20 protein-coding genes are annotated in these 19,412 nt (G+C 66.8%); 17 read left to right on the top strand and 3 right to left on the bottom strand.

Going from position 1 to position 19,412, the window contains the following annotated elements:
• The first annotated feature begins 161 nt into the window (after positions 1-161).
• Entirely contained in the window at positions 162-3,218 is a 3,057-nt protein-coding gene (locus Rhe02_RS25195) for a VWD domain-containing protein (RefSeq protein WP_203910814.1), read from the top strand.
• Between the two features lie 3 nt (positions 3,219-3,221).
• On the opposite strand, the gene Rhe02_RS49990 is transcribed toward Rhe02_RS25195, so the two are convergent.
• The gene (locus tag Rhe02_RS49990; protein ID WP_239124039.1) at positions 3,222-5,480 is read right to left on the bottom strand and encodes an alpha/beta hydrolase; all 2,259 of its coding nucleotides are present in this window, start codon (positions 5,478-5,480) and stop codon (positions 3,222-3,224) included.
• Positions 5,481-5,570: 90 nt separating this feature from the next.
• Here Rhe02_RS49990 and Rhe02_RS25210 point away from each other — a divergent pair, with 90 nt between their 5' ends.
• Both Rhe02_RS25210 and Rhe02_RS25215 read left to right on the top strand, forming a co-directional pair.
• Positions 5,571-6,152, top strand: coding sequence for a TetR/AcrR family transcriptional regulator (locus Rhe02_RS25210; protein WP_239124040.1), 582 nt, complete (start codon positions 5,571-5,573; stop codon positions 6,150-6,152).
• Between the two features lie 65 nt (positions 6,153-6,217).
• Positions 6,218-6,742, top strand: coding sequence for an RNA polymerase sigma factor (locus Rhe02_RS25215; protein WP_203910815.1), 525 nt, complete (start codon positions 6,218-6,220; stop codon positions 6,740-6,742).
• Here Rhe02_RS25215 and Rhe02_RS25220 read toward each other — a convergent pair whose 3' ends face one another.
• Entirely contained in the window at positions 6,743-7,195 is a 453-nt protein-coding gene (locus Rhe02_RS25220) for a prepilin peptidase (protein WP_203910816.1), read from the bottom strand.
• A gap of 399 nt (positions 7,196-7,594) precedes the next feature.
• On the opposite strand from Rhe02_RS25220, the gene Rhe02_RS25225 reads away from it, so the two are divergent.
• The 13 genes from Rhe02_RS25225 to Rhe02_RS25285 are packed head-to-tail and all read left to right on the top strand — an operon-like array spanning position 7,595 to position 17,592.
• The gene (locus Rhe02_RS25225) at positions 7,595-8,164 is read left to right on the top strand and encodes a hypothetical protein (protein ID WP_203910817.1); all 570 of its coding nucleotides are present in this window, start codon (positions 7,595-7,597) and stop codon (positions 8,162-8,164) included.
• A gap of 23 nt (positions 8,165-8,187) precedes the next feature.
• The gene (locus Rhe02_RS25230; protein ID WP_203910818.1) at positions 8,188-9,081 is read left to right on the top strand and encodes a hypothetical protein; all 894 of its coding nucleotides are present in this window, start codon (positions 8,188-8,190) and stop codon (positions 9,079-9,081) included.
• Entirely contained in the window at positions 9,078-9,758 is a 681-nt protein-coding gene (locus Rhe02_RS25235) for an SAF domain-containing protein (RefSeq protein WP_203910819.1), read from the top strand. Before Rhe02_RS25230 ends, Rhe02_RS25235 begins: the two co-directional genes overlap by 4 nt.
• Positions 9,759-9,762: 4 nt before the next feature.
• Positions 9,763-10,548, top strand: a complete 786-nt coding sequence (locus Rhe02_RS25240; protein ID WP_203910820.1) for a P-loop NTPase family protein — start codon at positions 9,763-9,765, stop codon at positions 10,546-10,548.
• Complete coding sequence (locus Rhe02_RS25245; RefSeq protein WP_203910821.1) at positions 10,545-12,014, top strand: TadA family conjugal transfer-associated ATPase; 1,470 nt, start codon at positions 10,545-10,547, stop codon at positions 12,012-12,014. The genes Rhe02_RS25240 and Rhe02_RS25245 overlap by 4 nt, the downstream gene beginning before the upstream one ends.
• Positions 12,011-12,892, top strand: a complete 882-nt coding sequence (locus tag Rhe02_RS25250) for a type II secretion system F family protein (protein ID WP_203910822.1) — start codon at positions 12,011-12,013, stop codon at positions 12,890-12,892. The genes Rhe02_RS25245 and Rhe02_RS25250 overlap by 4 nt, the downstream gene beginning before the upstream one ends.
• Positions 12,889-13,740, top strand: a complete 852-nt coding sequence (locus tag Rhe02_RS25255) for a type II secretion system F family protein (protein ID WP_203910823.1) — start codon at positions 12,889-12,891, stop codon at positions 13,738-13,740. Before Rhe02_RS25250 ends, Rhe02_RS25255 begins: the two co-directional genes overlap by 4 nt.
• Positions 13,741-13,752: 12 nt before the next feature.
• The gene (locus tag Rhe02_RS25260; protein ID WP_203910824.1) at positions 13,753-13,917 is read left to right on the top strand and encodes a hypothetical protein; all 165 of its coding nucleotides are present in this window, start codon (positions 13,753-13,755) and stop codon (positions 13,915-13,917) included.
• Positions 13,918-13,922: 5 nt separating this feature from the next.
• Positions 13,923-14,294 carry a TadE family protein gene (locus tag Rhe02_RS25265; protein WP_203910825.1) on the top strand — a complete coding sequence of 124 codons (372 nt, stop codon included), beginning with the start codon at positions 13,923-13,925 and terminating at the stop codon, positions 14,292-14,294.
• The gene (locus Rhe02_RS25270; RefSeq protein WP_203910826.1) at positions 14,291-14,713 is read left to right on the top strand and encodes a TadE/TadG family type IV pilus assembly protein; all 423 of its coding nucleotides are present in this window, start codon (positions 14,291-14,293) and stop codon (positions 14,711-14,713) included. Before Rhe02_RS25265 ends, Rhe02_RS25270 begins: the two co-directional genes overlap by 4 nt.
• Positions 14,714-14,717: 4 nt before the next feature.
• Positions 14,718-15,122 (top strand): hypothetical protein, encoded by a 405-nt coding sequence (locus Rhe02_RS25275; RefSeq protein ID WP_203910827.1) that lies wholly within the window; start codon positions 14,718-14,720, stop codon positions 15,120-15,122.
• A 12-nt stretch (positions 15,123-15,134) separates the two neighbouring features.
• Entirely contained in the window at positions 15,135-17,069 is a 1,935-nt protein-coding gene (locus Rhe02_RS25280; protein WP_203910828.1) for a LysM peptidoglycan-binding domain-containing protein, read from the top strand.
• Between the two features lie 10 nt (positions 17,070-17,079).
• Positions 17,080-17,592, top strand: coding sequence for a GNAT family N-acetyltransferase (locus Rhe02_RS25285; protein ID WP_203910829.1), 513 nt, complete (start codon positions 17,080-17,082; stop codon positions 17,590-17,592).
• Here the strand turns inward: Rhe02_RS25285 and Rhe02_RS25290 are convergent.
• A complete protein-coding gene (locus Rhe02_RS25290) occupies positions 17,585-18,370 on the bottom strand; it encodes an MOSC domain-containing protein (protein WP_203910830.1) in 786 nt (261 codons plus the stop codon). The two genes, Rhe02_RS25285 and Rhe02_RS25290, sit on opposite strands and share 8 nt — an antisense overlap.
• Before the next feature lie 213 nt (positions 18,371-18,583).
• On the opposite strand from Rhe02_RS25290, the gene Rhe02_RS25295 reads away from it, so the two are divergent.
• Complete coding sequence (locus tag Rhe02_RS25295) at positions 18,584-19,408, top strand: MurR/RpiR family transcriptional regulator (protein WP_203910831.1); 825 nt, start codon at positions 18,584-18,586, stop codon at positions 19,406-19,408.
• Positions 19,409-19,412: the final 4 nt, after the last annotated feature.

Consider the following 19,412-nt stretch of genomic DNA (forward strand, 5'->3'; position numbering starts at 1 on the left):
ATGTAACCGCTGATGAATACGATTGCATACAATCGTTTTCGTTTCGTGACGATGACCGTCCAGTTCGGACGAAGTTAATTCCATGATCGGCTAATGCCGATGCACCGACGGGTGAGCGACAGTTCATGGGAGTGGCCGCACCCGCCCCCTAGAGTCCGGCCATGCGTTGGGTTGCTCGGGTGGCCGCCAGTGCCGCCGTATTGACGATGCTGATGGTGACATGGCCGCAGGCTGCACTCGCGGGCCAGGCCGAGGGCGGTCTATCGCTGGAGCTGAAGTCCGCCCGCTCTGCCTACGGCGCGAATGAGCCGGCCCGTCTGACATTGACCATAACCAATAATGGTGGTACCGGGTGCCGCCTGGCGAAGACGGCCGAAGGCACCGTGCAGGTGTTGTCGGTGCGCCGCGACGGGCAGGACCTCTCCCCCGTGCTCAGCCGCAGTTTCTACGAGGACGGCATCAACAGCGCCATCGCGTCGCGGATGACGGAGGCGAAGCCGCAGTCGGCCGTGGAGGTGCCGCTGGTCGGGTTGCGGGTTCAGGAGGGCACGGTGCTGCGCTCGGTGACCGCGGTCCCGGACGGCACCGGGATGGACGCGCTGTGGCCGATCGGCGAACCCGGCCGGTACGAGGTCACCCTCAGCTATGCGGCGCCACCGGTTGCCGGGGCGTGTCCGGGCGTGACCGAGTCCAAGACGGTGAGCTTCACCGTCGGCGAGGCGCAGGATCAGCGGCCCTGGCTCTGGATCGTGGTCGCCGCGGCGGTACTGCTGCTGGTGCTCGGGCTCGTGGTCGTGCTGCTGCTGCGCAGAAAACATCGCGCATCCGCGGCCGCGGTGCTGATGCTTGTCGCTCTGGTAGCCGTGGGCGGGGCCACCGGGCGGCCCGCTTTCGCCGACTACGAGGTCGACCCGACCGCCGGGCTCCCCGTCGACGGCGTGGACTTCAAGGCGGAGGTTGACGCGTGCTTCGCGAAGTTCTCCGCATCCGGCGGCGACCCGGCTGGAATCATGAGCCGGCTCAAGGACCCGAAGACGCCCAAGGTGAGGATCATCCCGACCACCGGCGGCTCGGACACCTTCGAGACGCCCTTGAGCCCGGCCGGGAAGGGCTCCTCCACCATCACCTGGAATCCAGTCAACCTTGAGAACTACGAGGGTGATGTGGCGCGGGATCCGTGCTCGGCGCTGTATCACGAGCTGAGTCACGCCGATGACATCTCCAAGGACAGCGTGCCCAAAGGCGACTGTGGCGACACCGGCATCAAGACGGCCGAGGTGAAGGCGACCTTCACCGAAAACAAGTACCGCACGGCGAAAGGGCTGCCGCCGCGCAAGAAGTATGACGGCAAGGACCTGCCGAAGAGTTTGGAGGACTGCAAGAAGCCCAAGAAGAAAACACCGCCCGCCAAGGGTCCGGTGAAGCTTTGCGAGGGTGCGGGCAAGAACCAGTGCGGCAGCACCAATGGCGACCCGCATCTGGTCACGTTCGACCGCGCCTACTACGACTTCCAGGCGGTGGGCGAATTCGTGGTGGCCCGATCGACCTCGGGGGATCCGTTGGAGGTGCAGGCCCGGCAGGCGCCGTTGGGCAGCTCGAAGACGGTGTCGATCAATTCGGCCGTGGGCTTTCGGCTTGGTACCCAGAAAATTGATCTGTCGCTTGTCCAGGGCGTAACCCAGGTACGGCTTGGCGGCGAGCTCCTGGTTGTGCCGCCCGGCGATAAGGCGCTGCCCGGCGGCGGCAAGCTCACCCGGCGCGAATCCGACCTCAGCTCGGCGGACGGCTATGACGTGCAATGGCCCGACGGTTCGGCGGCCGCGGTGGACCAGATCGGCAACTACGGATATCGCCTTCTGCTTCGGCTCGCGGCGGGCCGGGCGGGCAAAGTGCAAGGCCTGCTTGGCAACTTCGACGGCGATCCGGAAAACGACATTGCACCGCTGGGCGGCAGCGCGCTGGCCCGGCCGATTTCCTTCGACAAGCTCTATCCCTCCTATGCGGACAGTTGGCGGATCAAGCAGGGCGAGTCGCTGTTCACCTACGCATCCGGCCAGAGCACCGAAACGTTCACCGATCGTCAGTACCCGCAAAAGCCTTTGGGCATAAGCGATCTCGACGTCTCCAGGCGCGCCCAGGCGGAGGAGATCTGCCGCTGGGCCGGGGTGACCGACACCTGGCAATTCCTGGAGTGTGTCTTCGATGTCGCGGTGAGCGGGCGGCCCGAATTCGCCGTCGGCAGTCTCGGCACCGAGCGGATCGCTCCGCCGCAAGCGGCGCCGATCAGCGCGGCTCCCCTCGCCACCGCTACGCTCGCGGCCGGCACCGGCGCTCGGCTCACCTTCGCCGGGCGCACCGGGCAGGCGGTGTTCGTCGATGCGATCGCACCGACGATGCTCGATCGATGCTCGCCCTACCGGCTCCTGGATCCGGCCGGCAAGTATCTCAACAGTGGCTGCAATATCAATGGAATCGGCCACATCGACCGCACCGAGCTGCCGGCCGATGGCGAATACACGGTGCTGATCGACCCGGCCGTGACCGTGGGAAGGGCCACGTTACGGGTCTACCTCGCCAAGGACACAAACACCGACATCGCGCCCAATGGCGCCGCGATGTCGGTGACGATCGAGCAGCCGGGATCGGTTGCCCGCTACCGGTTCGCCGGTGTCGCGGGGCAGCGGGTCTTCGTCGATGTGCCCGAAAGCAGCCTGCCCGACCAATGTTCGCCGCTTCAGCTGCGCGACCCGGCGGACAGGGTGCTTGCCTCGGGCTGTGTCATCAACGGCTCGGGTGACATCGAGGGCACGGTTTTACCCGCCGATGGCAGCTACACCGTTGTTGTCGACCCCCAGGTGCGGAGCATCGGTACGGCCCAGATCCGGCTTTTCGCGGCCAAGGATCAAACTTCGGCCATTGCCTTGGGCGGCCAGCCGGTGATCGCGAACGTGACCCAGCCCGGATTGGCGCTTCGGTACCAGTTCAGCGCCACCGCAGGGACATCGGTAACCCTCGACGTCACTGAATCGACGCTGCCCGACCAATGTTCGCCGCTGCGGCTGCTCGACCCGGACGGCAAGCAGCTGCGCTCCGGTTGTGTCATCAACGGCAAGGGCGACCTGGCGAAGGTGAGCCTGCCGGTGACCGGCACCTACACCATCATCGTCGATCCGTCAGGGGCGGCCACCGGAACGGCGAAGCTCGTGCTCCATCAGTAACCGTCACAGCAGCGCGGCCAGCAGATTGGCCGCGCGCTGGGCGCCATCGGTTTCCACTGGCAGGTAAGCCGTTTCGCGACCGATCTGTTTGGCGATGGCATCGGCCAGCACCTCGGGCGTCAGCTCGTCGTAGTCGAGCCGCTGCCCGGCGCGGTAGCGGCTCAGCCGGTGGGCCACATGGAAATTCTGCTCGAAGTGATGACGCAGCGGTATGTAGAGGAACGGCCGCCCCGAAGCGGTCAGCTCCATGCAGGTCGTCAGTCCACCTTGGACGATGGCCAGGTCGCTGGCAGCCAGATGCCGATAGAGGTCCGGGACGAAGGCGTGCACCTCCAGACCCCGGCGCGCCCGGATCTTCCCGGCGTCGATCCGTGGCCCGGTGACCACCACCATCCGCAGCCCGGCCACCCGCTGAGCGGTCTCATCGAACGCCGCCACGACCCGGCGCAGGAGATGCTCGCCAACGCCCGAACCGCCGACGGTCACCACGCAGACCTGCTCGTCGGGCCGATAGCCCAGCTGCGCGCGCAAAGCTTCCCGGTCGGCCACCGCGGCCGGGTCGAAACCGGTGACGTAGCCGGCGAAATCGTAGTGCTGCTGCGTCCAATCGCGAATCAGCGGCAAGCCCGGGCCGAAGGCGCCGCCCACCACATCGTCGGGATTGCCCACGAAAATTGCCTTATCCCTTATCCGTGGGTACCGGGCAATGTGCTCGATCATCTCGGCGTTGTAGTCCGCTGCCACCAGCGCTTCGCGCTGTCCGCCATCGGGCATGGGCAGGTTGCCCACGAAGTCGGTCATCCAGGCGTAGCTGAAACGTTTGAGCTCCGGGTTCTCATGTAAGAAATGGTCCACATCCCAGGCCTCATCGCCGATCACCAGGTCGTAGGAGGTCTCCTGCACGACATCATGAAAGATCATGAAGTTGGCCACGAGCACCTCGTCCATCCGCCGGATGGCCTCGAAGGCATGCAGGTCATGCTCGCCAGCCTCGTCCTCGATGTGGGCGGATTCGTTGGCGAGCCAACGGCTGGCCGGGTGGACGCGCTCGCCGTGCTCGGCCAGCACCCGCGTCACGGGATGCTGGGCGAGCCAATCGATCTGGAGGCCCGGGTGCCGCTCCCGCAGGGCCGCGGCGATCGCGACGTCACGGCGGGCGTGGCCCAGCCCGATCGGCGACGACAGGTAAAGCACCCGCTTGGGCCGGTGACTCCACCGCGCCCAGGTCCGCCCTCGCGCCGGACTCTGCTCCCGCGACACGGCCGGGCTTTGTTCCCGCGACACAGCCGGGCTCTGCTCCCCCGACACGGCCGGGCTTTGTTCCCGCGACACGGCCGGGCTCTGCCACCACGACAGGGCCGGGAGGAGCCGGGCGGCGAATTCGTGCAGGAGCAGGTTCACCTTCACCGGGTCGCGGGCGAGCGGGATGTGGCCCGCGCCCCGCATGGCCACCAGCTCCCCGCCGGTCCATTCCGCCATGATCTCGCTGCGCAGCAGGGGGCTTATCCGGTCTTCGTCGCCATGAATGAACAACATCGGTCTCGTGATGCTCCGGCACCACTCTTCGAAGGCTTGCGGGCCGGGCGCGCTGCGATGGCTGTCGGCGATGAGCACCGAGCCCGAGGTGTCCCGGCCCCATCCGACGCAGTCCTCGATCTGCTTGGTGGAGTGTGGCTCGCTGAAACATTGGCCGAAGAAGAACCAGAGGAAGTCGTCGTAGCTGTTCAGGAAGTACTCGCGGTTGTATTTGGCCCAGTGCTCGACGGGATCCGTTGCCAGCAAAGGAACTCCAGACGGTGGCAGCTCCGGCGCCGGATCGTCGATCTCGATCTGCGGGCGCGGGGCCAGGCCGCGCGTGGGCACCGGAACCGACGATCCGATCAGGACAGCCGCCTCGACCCGGGAGGCGTGGTTGGCGGCCAGGTCCACCGCCCAGACCGCGGCCATGGAGAGCGCGACCAGCACCGCCCGGTCGGTGCCCGTCGCGTCGAGCACCTTGAGCGCGTAGGCCACCTGGGCCTCATGCCCGTAGGCGGACGGGTCGAGCGGACGGTCGGAGCTTCCGTTGCCGGGCCCGTCGTAGGTGACGACCCGGTGATGGCGTGCCAGGTAAGGGATCTGGCCCTTCCAGAATCGCTTGTGGATGATGGTCCAGGTGGGCATGAGCAGCAGGGTCTGTTCGGCGTCGCCGTAGACCTCGTAGTGGATGCGCACGCCGTCGTGCTCGACGAAACCTTCGGCGTCCGCGCTGCGTGCCCTCATCTGAAGTCCCTCACAGCTCAAATTCGGTCGATCGACCGAATTTCTGTACGGTAACATTCGGTCGATCGACCGAGCAAGAGGAGCGCCGAGGTGGAAACCTCAACCATGATCATGGAGTCGGCCCGGACGTGCCTGCTGGCCGACGGCTACGCCGGCCTGTCCACCCGCAAGGTCGCCGATCGGGCCGGGGTTCCCCTCAGCCAGATCCACTATCACTTCGGCGGCAAGCGCGGCATGGTGCTCGCGCTGCTGGACTACGAGAACCAGCTGCTGGTCGGGCGGCAACGGCAGATGTATGCTGCGACCGCTCCCCTCTGGCAGCGCTACGAACAGGCCTGCGAGTTCCTCGACGACGACCTCGCCTCCGGGTATGTGCGGGTGCTGCAGGAGATGGTCGCCGCGGGCTGGTCCGATGATGCTGTGGCCCAACAGGTTTTGGGCATGTTACAGAGCTGGATGGACCTCCTGGAGACCGTGGCCCGCGAGGCCGAAACCCGCTTCGGCTCACTAGGCCCCTTCACCGCGGCCGATATCGCGACCCTCATCGGCCTGGCGTTCCTCGGCGGCGAGACGCTGATCCTGTTGGGCGACAACGACTGGACCGAACGAGTCCGGGGCAGCCTGCGCCGGGTCACCGAACTGATCCGGGCCCTAGAGGAATCCGCCGCTTAAAGCTCTTGTAAGTCGAAATCTTTACATGCACCAAGCCCCGTCAGCGGTCGCCGCGAAGCAGGGGCATGAACGATCGCGACGCGGGGGAATTCGCGAGGGCGTACGGGCTTCACGCCCCGGCCGTGCACGCCACCGCCCGCCGGATCCTGGGCGACGTACCGGCCGCCGAGGATGTCGTGCAAGAGGTCTTCCTTGAGCTGTGGCGGCGGCCCGAAGCCTATGACCCCCACCGCGGCGCGCTGCGCTCGTGGCTGTGCACCATCGCCCGCAACAAGGCCATAGATCAGGTGCGCCGGTCCCAGCGGCAGTCCGCCGCGATGGCGATCCTCGCCGAGGTGGGGTTGGCCGAGGACGCCGCGGAGGCGGTGCTGCGCAAGGAACTTGCCGGTTGCGTGCGCGACGCGATCGACACCCTCCCCGCGGCCCACCGCGCCGCCATCGTGCTGGCCTACTACCAAGGCTTCACCTATAGACAGGTGGCGCTGACCCTGTCCATCCCGGAGGGGACGGCCAAGTCCCGGCTGCGGCTGGGGTTGCGCCGGCTCAACCAGCTGCTCGCCGCCATCGACGACGAGGGCGCCGCGCAGTGATCACGTAAGCCAGGTGATCGCGGCCAGCGTACCGAGCAGCATGAACGGACCGTGCGGAATGGAGTCCTTACGGGTGAGTTTGCCCGACAGCAACATCGCCGCGGCAAAGATCCCGGAGAGCAGAAAGCCGCTCGCGGCGCCGTAAACCACGGCCAGCCAACCGAACCAGCCGAGGGCCAGGCCAAGGCTCAACGCGAGCTTGACATCGCCAAGACCCATGCCGGCCGGGTTGGCCAGAGCGAGCACCAGATACAACCCGGACAGAGCGAGGCTACCGAGCAGAGCCCACGCAAAGTGTGCCAAGTTGGCCGCGGCGAAGAATACGGCCGCACCTGCGAACGCGGGCAAAGTCAGCCGATCGGGCAGCCGATGCACAGAGAAGTCCACAAACGCCAGAACCACTCCCACCAACGCGATCCACACCAAAGCGGCCAGTGCCAACGGATCATTCACACGCCAGATCAAAAGGGCTAGAACAGCTCCGGTCACCAGCTCGACGGTGACCGGGGGCGGACCGATTCGGATTCCGCAGCTGGAACAGCGTGCATTCCATCGAATAAACCGAATTCGATGGTCGCAACTTTGACATCGTGTGCGCCATGGCTCGCCATTCGGGACGGAATGTAAAAACATCTGACCCCGCAGAACCGGGGAGAGCAGGACGCCGGTTAACAAACCGGTCACGGTCCAGACCGGACTCATGCCTTGACCTGCGGCTGACCTGCGAAGGCGGCCGATGATCCGAAAATGAATGCTGTACGTATGGACACCATCGACCCCTTGTTACATAGGTGAGAATCATCGTACGATCGGCCCTCGGGAGCGCAACCCCACCAACGACGAGGGGGTCGGATGTACCCAAAACTTGTCGCCATATCCGCGGCGCTACCGCTGTTACTGGCCGGGTGCCAATCCACCCGGGTCGACGACGTTGCCGCCGAGCCAACAAAAGTCAACATTCGTACCTCTCCAGGAATTCGGCTTACCGCCGATGACCAGGCCGCGGTCGACGCGGTCTGGGCCAGTTACACGAAGCTAAATACGATCTATATAAAAGCTGCTCAAACCGGTACCTATAACTGGGATGACGACCCCGCGAAGCGCCCACTCTATGAGTACGCCGCGGGACAGTTTCTCGCGGCGCTTGAAAGAGACCTTGATTTCATGAGTGAACAGGGCATCGTGCGCACCGGCGAGCCTAAGGTCTCGCTGCGCCGCGTCGTGTCCGTCAGCTCGACCTCCATCCTGATCGAGTCGTGTGTCGACGACACCGCCGTGGACTCGGTCGATAAGACCACCCGCAAATCGGTGGCCGCGCCCAATCAGAATAAGCGTTATCCGGTAACGCTTAGGGCCGGCCTATTCCCCGATGGCCAATGGCGCTGGGTGCAATCTCAAGCCGACCGAGCGTCGTCATGTTAGCCCGCCGCCTGATTGTTCAACTGATGACCGGGTTGTTCCTCGTCACCGGATTGGTGGTGGCTTTGCCACAGGCCGCCTCGGCCGATTACATCTACTGCCCGCCCGACAATGGCCCCTGCGTCATCATCGTCACCGGTGGTGGCGGCGGTGGGGGTGGCGGCGGAGGAGGCGGGGGTGGGGGCGGCGGCGCTGCCCGCTGCCTGCACGAGCAGCTGGGCTGGATCTCGTGTTTCCGGCAGGGCATGGGCTGGTTCAACCACACCGACGCCTGTTACTACCGGCGTCTCGATCTGGCCATCGACGACCCGCTGTGGGGCGGCAACAACCCGGCCAACGGGTTCATGTACTCGGTGTATTGCTGGCAGGGGAGCTCGGCCGGCTGGGTGCTGGAACGCTTCCGCTACCTGACCAGTTCGCCGCCCGGATACGGCGGGCTTCCGTCGCCGCTAAGCCTTGCCCTGCAAGCGATTAACCGATTGCCCATCACCGGCCCGGCGATCGGGCTGGCCCCGGACCCGGCCGGTTCGGGCCTGGTCGGTCTGCCCGTCTGGATGTGGACCGCGCAGAATGCGCAGACCTGGGGCCCGTCCTCGGCCACCGCCTCGGTCCCGGGGCTGTCGGTGACCGCCACCGCCAGAGCCCGCTACATCGACTGGAACATGGGCGACGGCACGGTGGTGCGCTGCAACACTGCGGGCGCGCCCTACAACCCGGCATTCGGCGACAAGACCTCGCCCAACTGCGGGCACAGATACACGTGGCCGTCCCGCGCCACCTCCAGCGGCCGCTTCACCATCACCGCCACCACCAGATGGAACGTCACCTGGTCCGGCGGCGGCCGTAGCGGAACGGTCAGCATCGACCGAACCAGCACCACGTCCATTCGCGTCAACGAGCTACAGGTGGTCACAGGATGACAGTTTCGACGACCACCAGACCGGCGGGCGCGCCGAGTCTCGGCGTGGTGAAAAGCGCGCCACGAAGGCGATCGGTGATGCAGGGCGCTCTGGCCGTCCTGCTCATCATCGCGGGTGCGCTCACGGCCGGCTATGTGGCACAACGGATGGGCTCCACACACGACTTTCTGGGCGTGGCTCGCGAAGTGGGCAAAGGCGGCAAGATTTCCGCGGAGGATCTGATGATCATTCGCGTGAACGATGCCATCGGGCTCAAGCCGATCCCGTCCTCCCGGGCCGGCAGCGTCATCGGCAAGCACGCGGTGATGGCGTTGGTACCGGGAACCCTGCTCACCATGGATCAGGTGACCGAGATCCCGATCCCGGCGCCCGGCCACCAGCTGATCGGCCTTGGCCTGGAAGAGGATCAGATGCCCTCGTCCCGCCTGGACGTGGGCGTGAACGTGCTGCTGGTCGTGGTTCCGCCGAAGAACCAGGTGATCCTGCCCGACAAGGAAGGCGCCACAGCCGCGGATCTGGTGCCCCCGCGCACCTTCAACGCGACCGTGATCGATCTCAAGCCCGGGACGAAACAGGGCCTCATGCTGATCAACGTGGAGGTCACCACGGCGGATGCCCCGACGGTGGCGGCCCTCGCCTCCGACGATCGCATCGTCATCGCGCTAGCCGGGAACTGACACCATGCCTCTGATCGCCATGGTTTCGGCTAAGGGCTCGCCGGGAGTCTCGACGGCCGCGTTGGCCTGCACGCTGACGTGGCCGGCGCCGACGCTGCTGGCCGAGTGTGACCCGGCCGGCGGTGATCTGCTTTCCGGCTATCTGTCCAAGTACGAGCTGCCAAGCGATCGCGGCATCCTGCCGCTGGCCGGATCGGCGGTGCGCGGGACGGCCGACATGGACCTGGCGGGCCAGCTGATCGACCTCGATTCGCCACGGCAGCAACGGATGGTGCTGCCCGGCATCAGCGATCCGGCGCAGGCCGCCTCGCTGAACCCGGGCTGGGCAAGGCTGGGCGAGTTCTTCTCCACGCTGCCACCGACGGTCATCGTCGACGGTGGCCGCCTTGCCGCTCCTTTTCCACCAATACCGTTGCTGGCTAGCGCGGATCTCGTGCTGCTGGTGTTGCGGCCCAAGTCGATTCGCACCATCTCGCCCGCGATCCCCGCCATTAACCGGCTGCGCCGCGAGCTGCCCGATGAGGACAGGCTCGGGCTGGTTCTGGTGGGCGACGGCATCACCACCCGCGAGGTGGTGCACAACCTTCAGGTGCCCGTGCTGATGAGACTGGCCTGGGACACGAGCACGGCGGCGGCGCTGTGCGGCGAGGGCAAGGGAAGGATGCGCGGGCCGCTGATGCGCTCGGCCATCGCGGGCTACCGCAGTGTCCACACCGCGCTGGCCAGCCGCCGCGGCGCGATGAACTCGCTGGCGCGACGGGACACCGACTCGATACCGGTGATCCGATGACGATCCCTCGTTTTGTACCGATGCCGCAGCAGCCCGAGCCGGAGCCGGTTCGGCACAATGGCCACACCCATTTCCCGCCGCCGGCGAAACTGCCCCTTGACTATTCGGTGGTCCGCCTGTTGCAGAACAGGGTCACCGACGCGCTGACCAACCTGCTTGCCGACTCCGCCAACGTGACCCCGTCCTACCGGCGAGAGCTTGCCCAGCGGGTGGGCCGGGAGATCGTGGCCGACTATTCCAGGGCGATGGCGCACGCCGGGCAGCCGGTGAGCCCGGCGCAGGAGAACGCCTTGCTCGATGCCGTGGTGGCCGGCATGTTCGGGGCCGGGCGGCTGCAGCGGCTGCTGGACGATCCGCACATCACCAACGTGCACATCATCGGCTGCGACCAGGTTCTGCTGCACCACCCCGACGGCTCGCGCAGCATCGGCGATCCGGTGGCCGACAGCGATGACGAGCTGATCAGCATGCTGCAGGTGCTCGCGATGCGGGTGGCCGCCACCGAACGCCAACTCTCCGAGTCCAACCCGGAGCTGGACATGCAGCTGCCCGACGGGTCGCGAATGACCGTGCTGTACAAGGTTTCCCCGCGCCCGGTGGTCTACATCCGCAAGCACACCCTGTTCAACGCCTCGCTGGAGGAGCTGCGCGACCGCTGGGGGATGATCGACCATCTCCTGTACAGGTTCCTGGCCAAAGCCTTGGAATCGGGCGCCAACATCATGATCGCCGGGCTCGCCGCTTCCGGAAAGACCACCCTGTTGCGCGCGCTCGGGCGCACCATTCCCGCCGCCGAGCCCTACATCACCCTCGAGGAGTCACGCGAGCTCGGCCTGCACGAGCCGGTCGGGGCCAACTGGGTGATCAGTCTGGAAGCGTTGCAGGGGCACGGTGAGTACGACGCCAACGGCAAGCGGCGCGGTGAGAAGACGTTGCACGACATGATGCCCATCACCCAGCGGCTCGGGGTAAGGCGGGTGATCGTGGGTGAGACCCGCGGCCGGGAGATCGTGCCGATGCTGCGCGCGATGACGGTCAGCCGGGGCGCCATGTGCACGATCCACGCCCGGCAGGCGCGCGAGGTGATGGACTCGATCGTTCAGCTCGCCTGTTCCTACGGCAACGACATCGGCGCGGACCAGGCGCTGCGGATGGCGGCGCAGGGCATCGACCTCATCGTCTACACCGCGGTCGTGGACGAGCGCGCGATCGGCGGCGGCGAGCACCGGTTCGTCTCGCATGTCATCGAGGTCGGCGGGATGCGCGAGGATCGCGTCGTCACCACCACCATCTTCGGCCCCGGCCCGGACGGCCGGGCGGTGCCCAAGCATCTGCCCGAGCGCATCCGCGACGATCTGATGGACGTCGGCTACGACCCTCGCGAGCTGGTGGCCTACATCGAGGCGGGCGCCAACAACCGGGGCGCGTGGACCCGGGAGCTGCACACCAAGCGGGTGCGCAAATGACGAGACTTCTCGCGGTCTTCTCGATCCTCCTGCTGGGGTCGGGAATCGCCCTGTCCATCGTCTTTTTCGTCGGCACCCGTAAACCGCCGGGCCCGGCGTCCCCGCTGCGGCTGTGGCTGCGCAAGTTCTGGTCCGGTTCGGGGCGCACCGTCGCCCAGCGGCGCACCCACCAGACGCTCCTGATCGTCGCGGTCGCCGTGGGCGCGCTCACCTGGGTGCTGACCCGATGGCCGGTCGGCGGTCTCATCGTCGCCATCGCGATCCCAGGCGTGCCATGGCTTTTCTCCGCGGCGACGGCGGAGAAGAAGGCCATCGCCCGGCTGGGCGCGCTGGAGGCGTGGACCAGGCGGGTCAGCGACTACGTGCGCAACGGCATCGGCCTGCAGGCCGCGATCGTTGCCACGGCAAGGACAGCGCCACCCCTGCTCGCGGTCGAGGTGAAGACGCTCGCGGCGCGCATGCAGGCCGGAACAGATCCGGGTCTGGCTCTGCGCGCCTTCGCCGACGACCTCGACGACTACAGCGCCGATGAAGTGGTCGCACCGCTGATTCTGCAGCTGTCCGACGCCGGAGAAGGTTTGCACAACTCGCTTTCCGACATCGCGCACGGCCTGTCCGAGGAGATCGCGACGCGATCGACGGCCGACAGTGAGCGCGCCAGCGCCCGCTACACGGTAAGGTTCCTCACCGGCGCGACCGTGGTGGTCCTCGCGTTCGGCGCCGTCAACGCCACCTACGCCACTCCCTACCGGTCGTTGCTCGGCCAGTTCATCCTCGTGGCGATGGCCGCGCTCTACGTCGGCCTGATGCTCTGGATCCGTTCACTGTCCCTCCCGGACAAGCTTCCCCGCTTGCTCAGAGCGGAGGGAGAGCGATGATATTCAACTTCTGGCTGGCCGTCGCGGTGACGGCCGGAGCGGTCACCGGTTACGGGCTCTTCCTGCTCGCCGTGCAGTTCGTGCCGACCACGCCCGCGCTGGGCCCGGCCCTCAAACGCTTGCACCCGCCCACCGCCTCGCCCTCGGTGGCGACCGTGGCGCCGGAAAAGCCCAAGCACGACGCGGATCTGGCCATCCTCGGCCGCACCCAAGAACGCCATCTGATGTCCATCGTGCTTTCCGGGGCGCTGGCGCTGATCCTGCCCGCCATGATTACGATCTTCGCGTTTCTCTTCGGCTTCCCGCTGCCGTTCACGATTCCGCTCGCGCTGACGGTGGTGATCTGCGGCGGCGCGGCGCTGCTGGCCCATCGGGACATGCGAACCAAGGCCAGATCGGCTCGGGCCGAATTCGCCCGGGCCCTGTGCACCTATGCCGCGCTGACCGCGCATCAGGTGCGATCGGGGCACGGCGCGGTGGAGGCCATGGAAAGGTCGGCCGGCATCTGCAAGGGCTGGCCCTACGTTCGGCTGCGGACGGCTTTGCTGACCGCCCAGCTTCAAATGCGCCCGCCCTGGGACGAGCTCAAGTCGCTGGCGCTCGACATCGATGTGGTGGAGCTGGCCAGTTTCGCCGACATCATGCGCAGCGCCGGATCCGACGGTGCGCAGGTCTACCAAACGCTTCGGGCGCAGGCATCGTCGCTGCGTGACCAGATCCGGGTCCGCGCCCTGGAGACGGCGAAAACCCGTACCTCCAAATTGGACATACCATCCACCATGCTCGTCATCGTGCTTCTGGTGCTTGTCGGATACCCCCTGATGGCAAGCCTTCTCAACAACAGGTAGAGAGGAAAACCGATGTTTCTCAAACTGGCCACTCGGATTGAGATGTTAAAGCAGGATCGCGGCGAAGGTCCCATCCCCCACATCATCATGATCGCACTGATCTCGGCTGGGGCCGTGATACTCGCGGCGGGCATCCTTCAGGTCGCCACCGGCTGGGTCAACAAGATTCCGAAGTAATGGCGATGAAACACAAAGCCGATCGAGGCGGCGGGCCGGTCGAGTTTGCCGTGCTCGCACTCCCCATCCTGGTGCTCACGTTCATCGTGGTCCAGGCGGCTTTTGTCTTCTACGCCCGCTCGACTGCGCTGGCGGCCGCGACCCAGGGGGCCAACGCCGCCCGCGCCTACAACGCCCCGGCCAACGCAGGGGTCAACAAGGCCAACGACTTTCTCGGCCGAGTCGGGGGTGGATTGCGCAATCCAACGGTCACCTACTCGTCGACGGCGACCACAGCCACGGTGACCGTGACCGGCAAGGCACAGACCATCATTCCAGGGCTCACCTTCAACGTCACCCAGAGCGCGAGCGGGCCGGTGGAAAGGTTCGTGTCATGAGAGGGGGCGAGCGAGGCGCGACAAGCATCGAGCTGGCCATCCTCACGCCCGCGGTCATCGGGTTCTTCGCGGCCGTGGTCATCGCGGGCCGGATAACCCTTGCCCTGCAAGCGGCCGACTCCGCCGCCTACGACGCCGCGCGCACAGCGAGCCTGGCCCGCACCGCGGCTGCCGCCCAGCCCGCGGCAACCAACGCTGCGCGCGCCTCGTTCAGCTCGCAGGGCATCACCTGTACCAGCCTGACGGTCACGGCCAACACGAACGGTTTCTTCGTCCCGGTCGGCCAGCCGGCCACCGTGACGGTGACCGTCACATGCGTCGCCATGCTTTCCGACGTCGCCCTGCCGACGATGCCCGGCAGCACCACCCTCACCTCCAGCTTCGTCAGTCCGCTGGACCGTTACCGGGCAAGGGGTTGACGCCATGGTGACTCGCGACAGCGGCAAGGTGACCATCTTCTTCGCCATCATCGCCCCGGCCTGGGTCGCCATGCTCGGGCTGGTCATCGTCGGCGGCGGCCGGATCCGCGCCTTCCAGCGGGCCGACAACGTCGCCGCGGAAGCGGCCCGTGCCGCCGGGTCGGCCATCGAAACCGGGGCAGCGATCAGCGGCGGAGCGAAGGTCATCGACCCGGCCCGAGCCCGCACCGCAGCCCTGGACTATCTCAACGCCGCGGGCGCCACCGGCAGCGTCACCGTCTCGGCCGACCGCACCCAGCTCACGGTCACCGCCGTCATCACCTATGCGAATCCCTCCGGACTTGAGTTCATCGGGGGAGCGAAATGGCAGGCGACCGGGGTCGCCACCGCGACGCTCCTCATTGGATAGAAGGGTGTTGCCATGAATTGGTTGAGGCGCTTCATCGCCGGCCTATTCGCGTTGGCTATCACTGTCGCCATCGCCGCGGGCACGCCCTGGCTTCTCTACCGTGTCGCCGGCAACCCGCTGCCCAAGCACGTACCCAGCATCGACGAGCTGGTCGCCGCGCTGACCTCGCCCGACAACGGCGACCTGTTCCTGCGGGTGCTGACCATCGTGGGCTGGCTGGCCTGGGCCACCTTCACCATCAGTGTGCTCATCGAGATCCCCGCCCAGTTGCGGGGGCGGCGCGCGCGGCGGATCCCCGGCATGAAGGTCCAGCAGAAGGTCGCCGCCGCTCTGGTCGGATCGATGATCGCTGTGTTCGCCGGCGCGAGCGTGGCCCATGCCATGGTGGCGGCCCCGGTACCCGCCAAATCCTCAATCACCAAAACGGTTTCCGTGCCCCAGCCGCGCCCCTACCAACAGGTCAAGGAAACCCAGGTCTATGTCGTCATGAAGGGCGACTACCTGGGCCGCATCGCGGAACGCTTCACGGGAAACTTCGACCGCTACCGCGAGATCGCCGCGCTGAACCAGGAACTGATCCGCAATCCCAACCACATCGAGCCCGGCTGGCAGCTGAACCTTCCGGCCCGCGCGGTGGACCGCGGCATCATGAGCCACGCCACCGGACAGCTAATCTCCGCCGGAAGCCAGCCGCCGCCCGCCGCGGAACAGCCCGCTCTCCCAGCGCCGCCACCACCTCCTCCGCCACCACCATCAAAGCCACCTACGGCGACCAAGGCTCCGACTCCCCCTCCGCCAAGCTCGCAGCCAACAACGCGGCCGAGCGTGCAGCCAAGCAACCAAGCCCCGGCCAACGCCGCACCGGCTGAGGAGGACGAGAGCAAGAAGGGCGCTCACGCACCGCTGGCGGCCGGGGCCGGCATCGCCGCGGCGAGCGTGCTGGCCGCACACGTGATCGTGCGCCGGCGTCAGATCCGGCGGCGCAGGCAGTCGCGGATCCGCCGCAACCGGCCCATGCAGAGTTTCCTGCCGGTCGACGACAGCATCGACACCTATGCCGCCCGGCAGAGCGCCAAGCACCGTGCGGCCGACCGGCTCGACGCCGGGCTGCGCCGGCTCGCGGTCGGGCTGCGTGGCCGGGTCGCCTCGGACATGCCCGACATCGCCGCCGCGTGGCAGAACGGTGGCGATCTCGCCATCATTCTCACCTCGCCCTGTGACGACCCGCCCGAGCCGTATGAGGAGCGCTGGCAGAACACGTGGTCGCTGCCGGCCACGGTCAAGCTGCCCGACTCGAGCTGGGCGCCCTCTCCCCTGCCCGGTCTGCTGACCTTCGCCACCTGGCCGCAGGGCGGCGAGTTGCTTGTCGACTGCGAGCGCACCGGCCTGCTCTCGATCACGGGCGACCCCATCGGCTGCGACAACCTTCTGCGCTGCCTGGCCACCGAGGCGGCCACCGCGCCCTGGGCCGACGGCGCTTCGGTGCAGATCTGCGGCCTCAACAACGCCGACACCCGCTATCTCGCCTCGCTCAACCCCGGACGGGTAAGGGTGGGCGCCTCGATCCCCGAGGCCATCGCGCGGCTGAGCAAGCGCGCCGCCGCCAACGCGGCGATCCTGCGCGAGTCGCATATCGCCGACATCATGCTGGCCCGCCTCAACAACATGACCGAGGCGAGCTGGCTGACCCATCTGCTGTTCATCGCCGACCCGTGGGGCGAGCACACCGCCCAGCTTCTCGAGCTCGACGCCCAGCTGGCCGGCCTGCGCCGGGTGGGGGTCGCGGTCGTGGTCACCCATCCCACCGCGACGCGCTGGTCGGCCACCGTCGGCATCGACGGCAGCCTGCACATGGCCTGGCTCGCGGTGGCCGGGGCGCAAGCGCGGCAGATGGACTCGGACTCGTTGGCGGAGCTTGCCGAAGCCGCCCTGGAGCACGAAGGCTAGGCTTGATCATGTGCGCTTCGAAACCGAACCCAACCTCACCGAGAGCCTCAAAGAAGAAATAGTCGACCTCTGGCTTCAGGTCACCAACGCGGGCGGGGCGGTCGGCTTCGTCGCCCCGGTCACCCGCGACGACGTCGCCGCCGTGGCCGCACCTGCGCTGGCCAGGATCGCCTCCGGCGAGGACCAGATCCTGCTCGGCTACGACGAAGACGGCCAGCTGGTAGCGATGCTCATCTTCGTGTACGGCTTCAAGCTCACCGCGCATTGGCGCACCGTAAAACGGGTGATGGTGCACCCGCAGACGCAGGGCCGCGGCTACGGCCTGCTGCTGATGCGGGAGGCCGAAGACGTGGCCCGTTCCATGGGCTGGGAAGGGTTGTTCCTGACCGTTCGCGGCGGCCTCGGCCTCGAGCGCTTCTACGCCGCCTTGGGCTACAAGGAGGTCGGCCGCCTGCCGGGCGCGCTGCGGCTTGCTCCCGGCGACGACCGCGACGAGATCCTGATGTGGCTCCCGCTCAGCTGACCTGATCGCCCACCCGCACCACGCCCCGCTGCGCGGGAATCAGGTTCGCGCCGAAGAGCAGTTTTTGATCGACATTGCGGTGCTTGGCGAGGGCTCGCAGCGGCTCCTTGCCCCGCTCGCCCGTCTCCTGGTCGGTGGTGGTGACCACGCACCGGCCACACGGCTCGGCCACCCGAAACTCGATCTCTCCAATGTGGACAGAGCGGCCGGTCCACTCGTCCTCGGCGAAGGGCCGGTCGCTGTCGATGACGATATTGGGGCGGAAGCGCGTCATCGGCAACGGCTCGTCCATCCACTCGTTGAGCTGACGCAGCGAGGCATTGTTGGTCAGCAGCAACGGATACCCATCGGCGAAACTCACCGTCTCGCTGGGCGTCGCATAGTCTCCGCCGATGAGCCGCCTGGTCGGATCGTCAAGCCATACCAGCCTCACGTCCCGCTGGAGCGCCTCGCTCAGCCACACATCGGCCCCCTTGCCCGCCGGGGTGGCCGCCACCCTCGCTCCGAAGACGTCACCTTCTGCTGTGGCATCAGGCTTCATATGTGGTACCAAGAACGGCTCGCGCCCGGCATAGGAGAGCGTCAGCCCATCCGGGCCGGGATTGGCCCGCAGCAACGCCAAGGTCGCCACTTCGCGCTGAGTGACCGCCACGCCGTCGGGATCGGTCACCAGCCATCGCCTGTCGCCCTGCAACCCCCACGGCTCCACCACAGCCGAATCGTGGTCAAGCCGCCGGCAGCCCTTGATGGGATAGGTATGAATCGCGCTCACCTGCATGCGACCGAGAATACCCGTTTCGAGGAACCGTCAGATCTTGGCGACGCTCGCCACCTCCTCATCCAAATAGGACAAAGGGACCGACCGCCATCACCCAGGATATCTACGGCCGCCGATATCCAATCAGATTTGCCGAGAGAGACCATTATTCGATCATGGTCTCAGTGGCCAACCCGCTTGCGGGCTGAATGAAAGTTTGCATACAGTGGCGACGTGAATGATGCTGTTCGCGAGTTGGTGCTGACCACGCGCTTGACGCCGACCCAGCGACGCATCGCTCGGGAATTGGTCAATCGGGCCGAGGACGTTCCGCACCTGTCCGCCGCCGAGCTGGCCGAGTTGGCGCAGGTCAGCCAGCCGTCGGTGACCCGGTTCGCGATAGCGCTCGGGTTCGACGGCTACCCCGCGCTCAAACGCCGCCTGCGCGACCTGGTTGGGCGTCCCACCCAGCGGGAACAGGACGGAAATGACCTGCAACGCGCTGTCCGGGATGAGATGGACAATCTGAGCCGGCTCGCCGACGGGCTCGCCGATCCGCGGCTGCTTCAGGCGGCCGCAGGGCTGTTGGCGGCTAGCCGGCCGCTGCCCGTGCTCGGGTTGCGGGCGGCCGCGCCGCTCGCCGGCTACTTCGGCTACTTCGCCTCGAAGATCCACTCGGAGGTGCGGGTCCTCGACCACGGGGGCAGCCTGCTGGCCGAGCGGCTCGAGCAGGCGGCCGGCTGCGGAGCCAGCGCTGTGCTCGCCTATGCGCTTCCCCGGTACCCAAGAGAAATGCTCGATGGTTTGGCAGAGGCCCGCCGTCTCGGCCTTGCCATCGTCGTGATCACCGATTCACCGGTGAGCCCGGCCGCGGAGCTGGCCGACCTCACCCTGGTCGCCTCGGTCGGATCGCAGCTGCTTTTCGACATGCACACCGCCCCCATGGCGCTGACCATGGTGCTGCTGCAGGCCATTAGCGATGTCGATCCAAGCACGACCCAGAGACGGCTTGAGGATTTTGAACTTTCCGCATCCCGACGACACCTGTTTGTGGAGTGACTTC

The sequence above is a fragment of the Rhizocola hellebori genome (assembly GCF_016862955.1).
GTDB lineage: Bacteria > Actinomycetota > Actinomycetes > Mycobacteriales > Micromonosporaceae > Rhizocola > Rhizocola hellebori.

Excerpts from the sequence above, each read along its gene's own strand:
- Rhe02_RS49990 (WP_239124039.1), bottom strand. The coding sequence starts at position 5,480 with ATGAGGGCACGCAGCGCGGACGCCGAAGGTTTCGTCGAGCACGACGGC.
- Rhe02_RS25215 (WP_203910815.1), top strand. The coding sequence starts at position 6,218 with ATGAACGATCGCGACGCGGGGGAATTCGCGAGGGCGTACGGGCTTCAC.
- Rhe02_RS25255 (WP_203910823.1), top strand. The coding sequence starts at position 12,889 with ATGATATTCAACTTCTGGCTGGCCGTCGCGGTGACGGCCGGAGCGGTC.
- Rhe02_RS25230 (WP_203910818.1), top strand. The coding sequence starts at position 8,188 with ATGACCGGGTTGTTCCTCGTCACCGGATTGGTGGTGGCTTTGCCACAG.
- Rhe02_RS25250 (WP_203910822.1), top strand. The coding sequence starts at position 12,011 with ATGACGAGACTTCTCGCGGTCTTCTCGATCCTCCTGCTGGGGTCGGGA.
- Rhe02_RS25240 (WP_203910820.1), top strand. The coding sequence starts at position 9,763 with ATGCCTCTGATCGCCATGGTTTCGGCTAAGGGCTCGCCGGGAGTCTCG.
- Rhe02_RS25235 (WP_203910819.1), top strand. The coding sequence starts at position 9,078 with ATGACAGTTTCGACGACCACCAGACCGGCGGGCGCGCCGAGTCTCGGC.
- Rhe02_RS25275 (WP_203910827.1), top strand. The coding sequence starts at position 14,718 with ATGGTGACTCGCGACAGCGGCAAGGTGACCATCTTCTTCGCCATCATC.
- Rhe02_RS25225 (WP_203910817.1), top strand. The coding sequence starts at position 7,595 with ATGTACCCAAAACTTGTCGCCATATCCGCGGCGCTACCGCTGTTACTG.
- Rhe02_RS25290 (WP_203910830.1), bottom strand. The coding sequence starts at position 18,370 with ATGCAGGTGAGCGCGATTCATACCTATCCCATCAAGGGCTGCCGGCGG.
- Rhe02_RS25195 (WP_203910814.1), top strand. The coding sequence starts at position 162 with ATGCGTTGGGTTGCTCGGGTGGCCGCCAGTGCCGCCGTATTGACGATG.
- Rhe02_RS25270 (WP_203910826.1), top strand. The coding sequence starts at position 14,291 with ATGAGAGGGGGCGAGCGAGGCGCGACAAGCATCGAGCTGGCCATCCTC.
- Rhe02_RS25280 (WP_203910828.1), top strand. The coding sequence starts at position 15,135 with ATGAATTGGTTGAGGCGCTTCATCGCCGGCCTATTCGCGTTGGCTATC.
- Rhe02_RS25265 (WP_203910825.1), top strand. The coding sequence starts at position 13,923 with ATGAAACACAAAGCCGATCGAGGCGGCGGGCCGGTCGAGTTTGCCGTG.
- Rhe02_RS25245 (WP_203910821.1), top strand. The coding sequence starts at position 10,545 with ATGACGATCCCTCGTTTTGTACCGATGCCGCAGCAGCCCGAGCCGGAG.
- Rhe02_RS25260 (WP_203910824.1), top strand. The coding sequence starts at position 13,753 with ATGTTTCTCAAACTGGCCACTCGGATTGAGATGTTAAAGCAGGATCGC.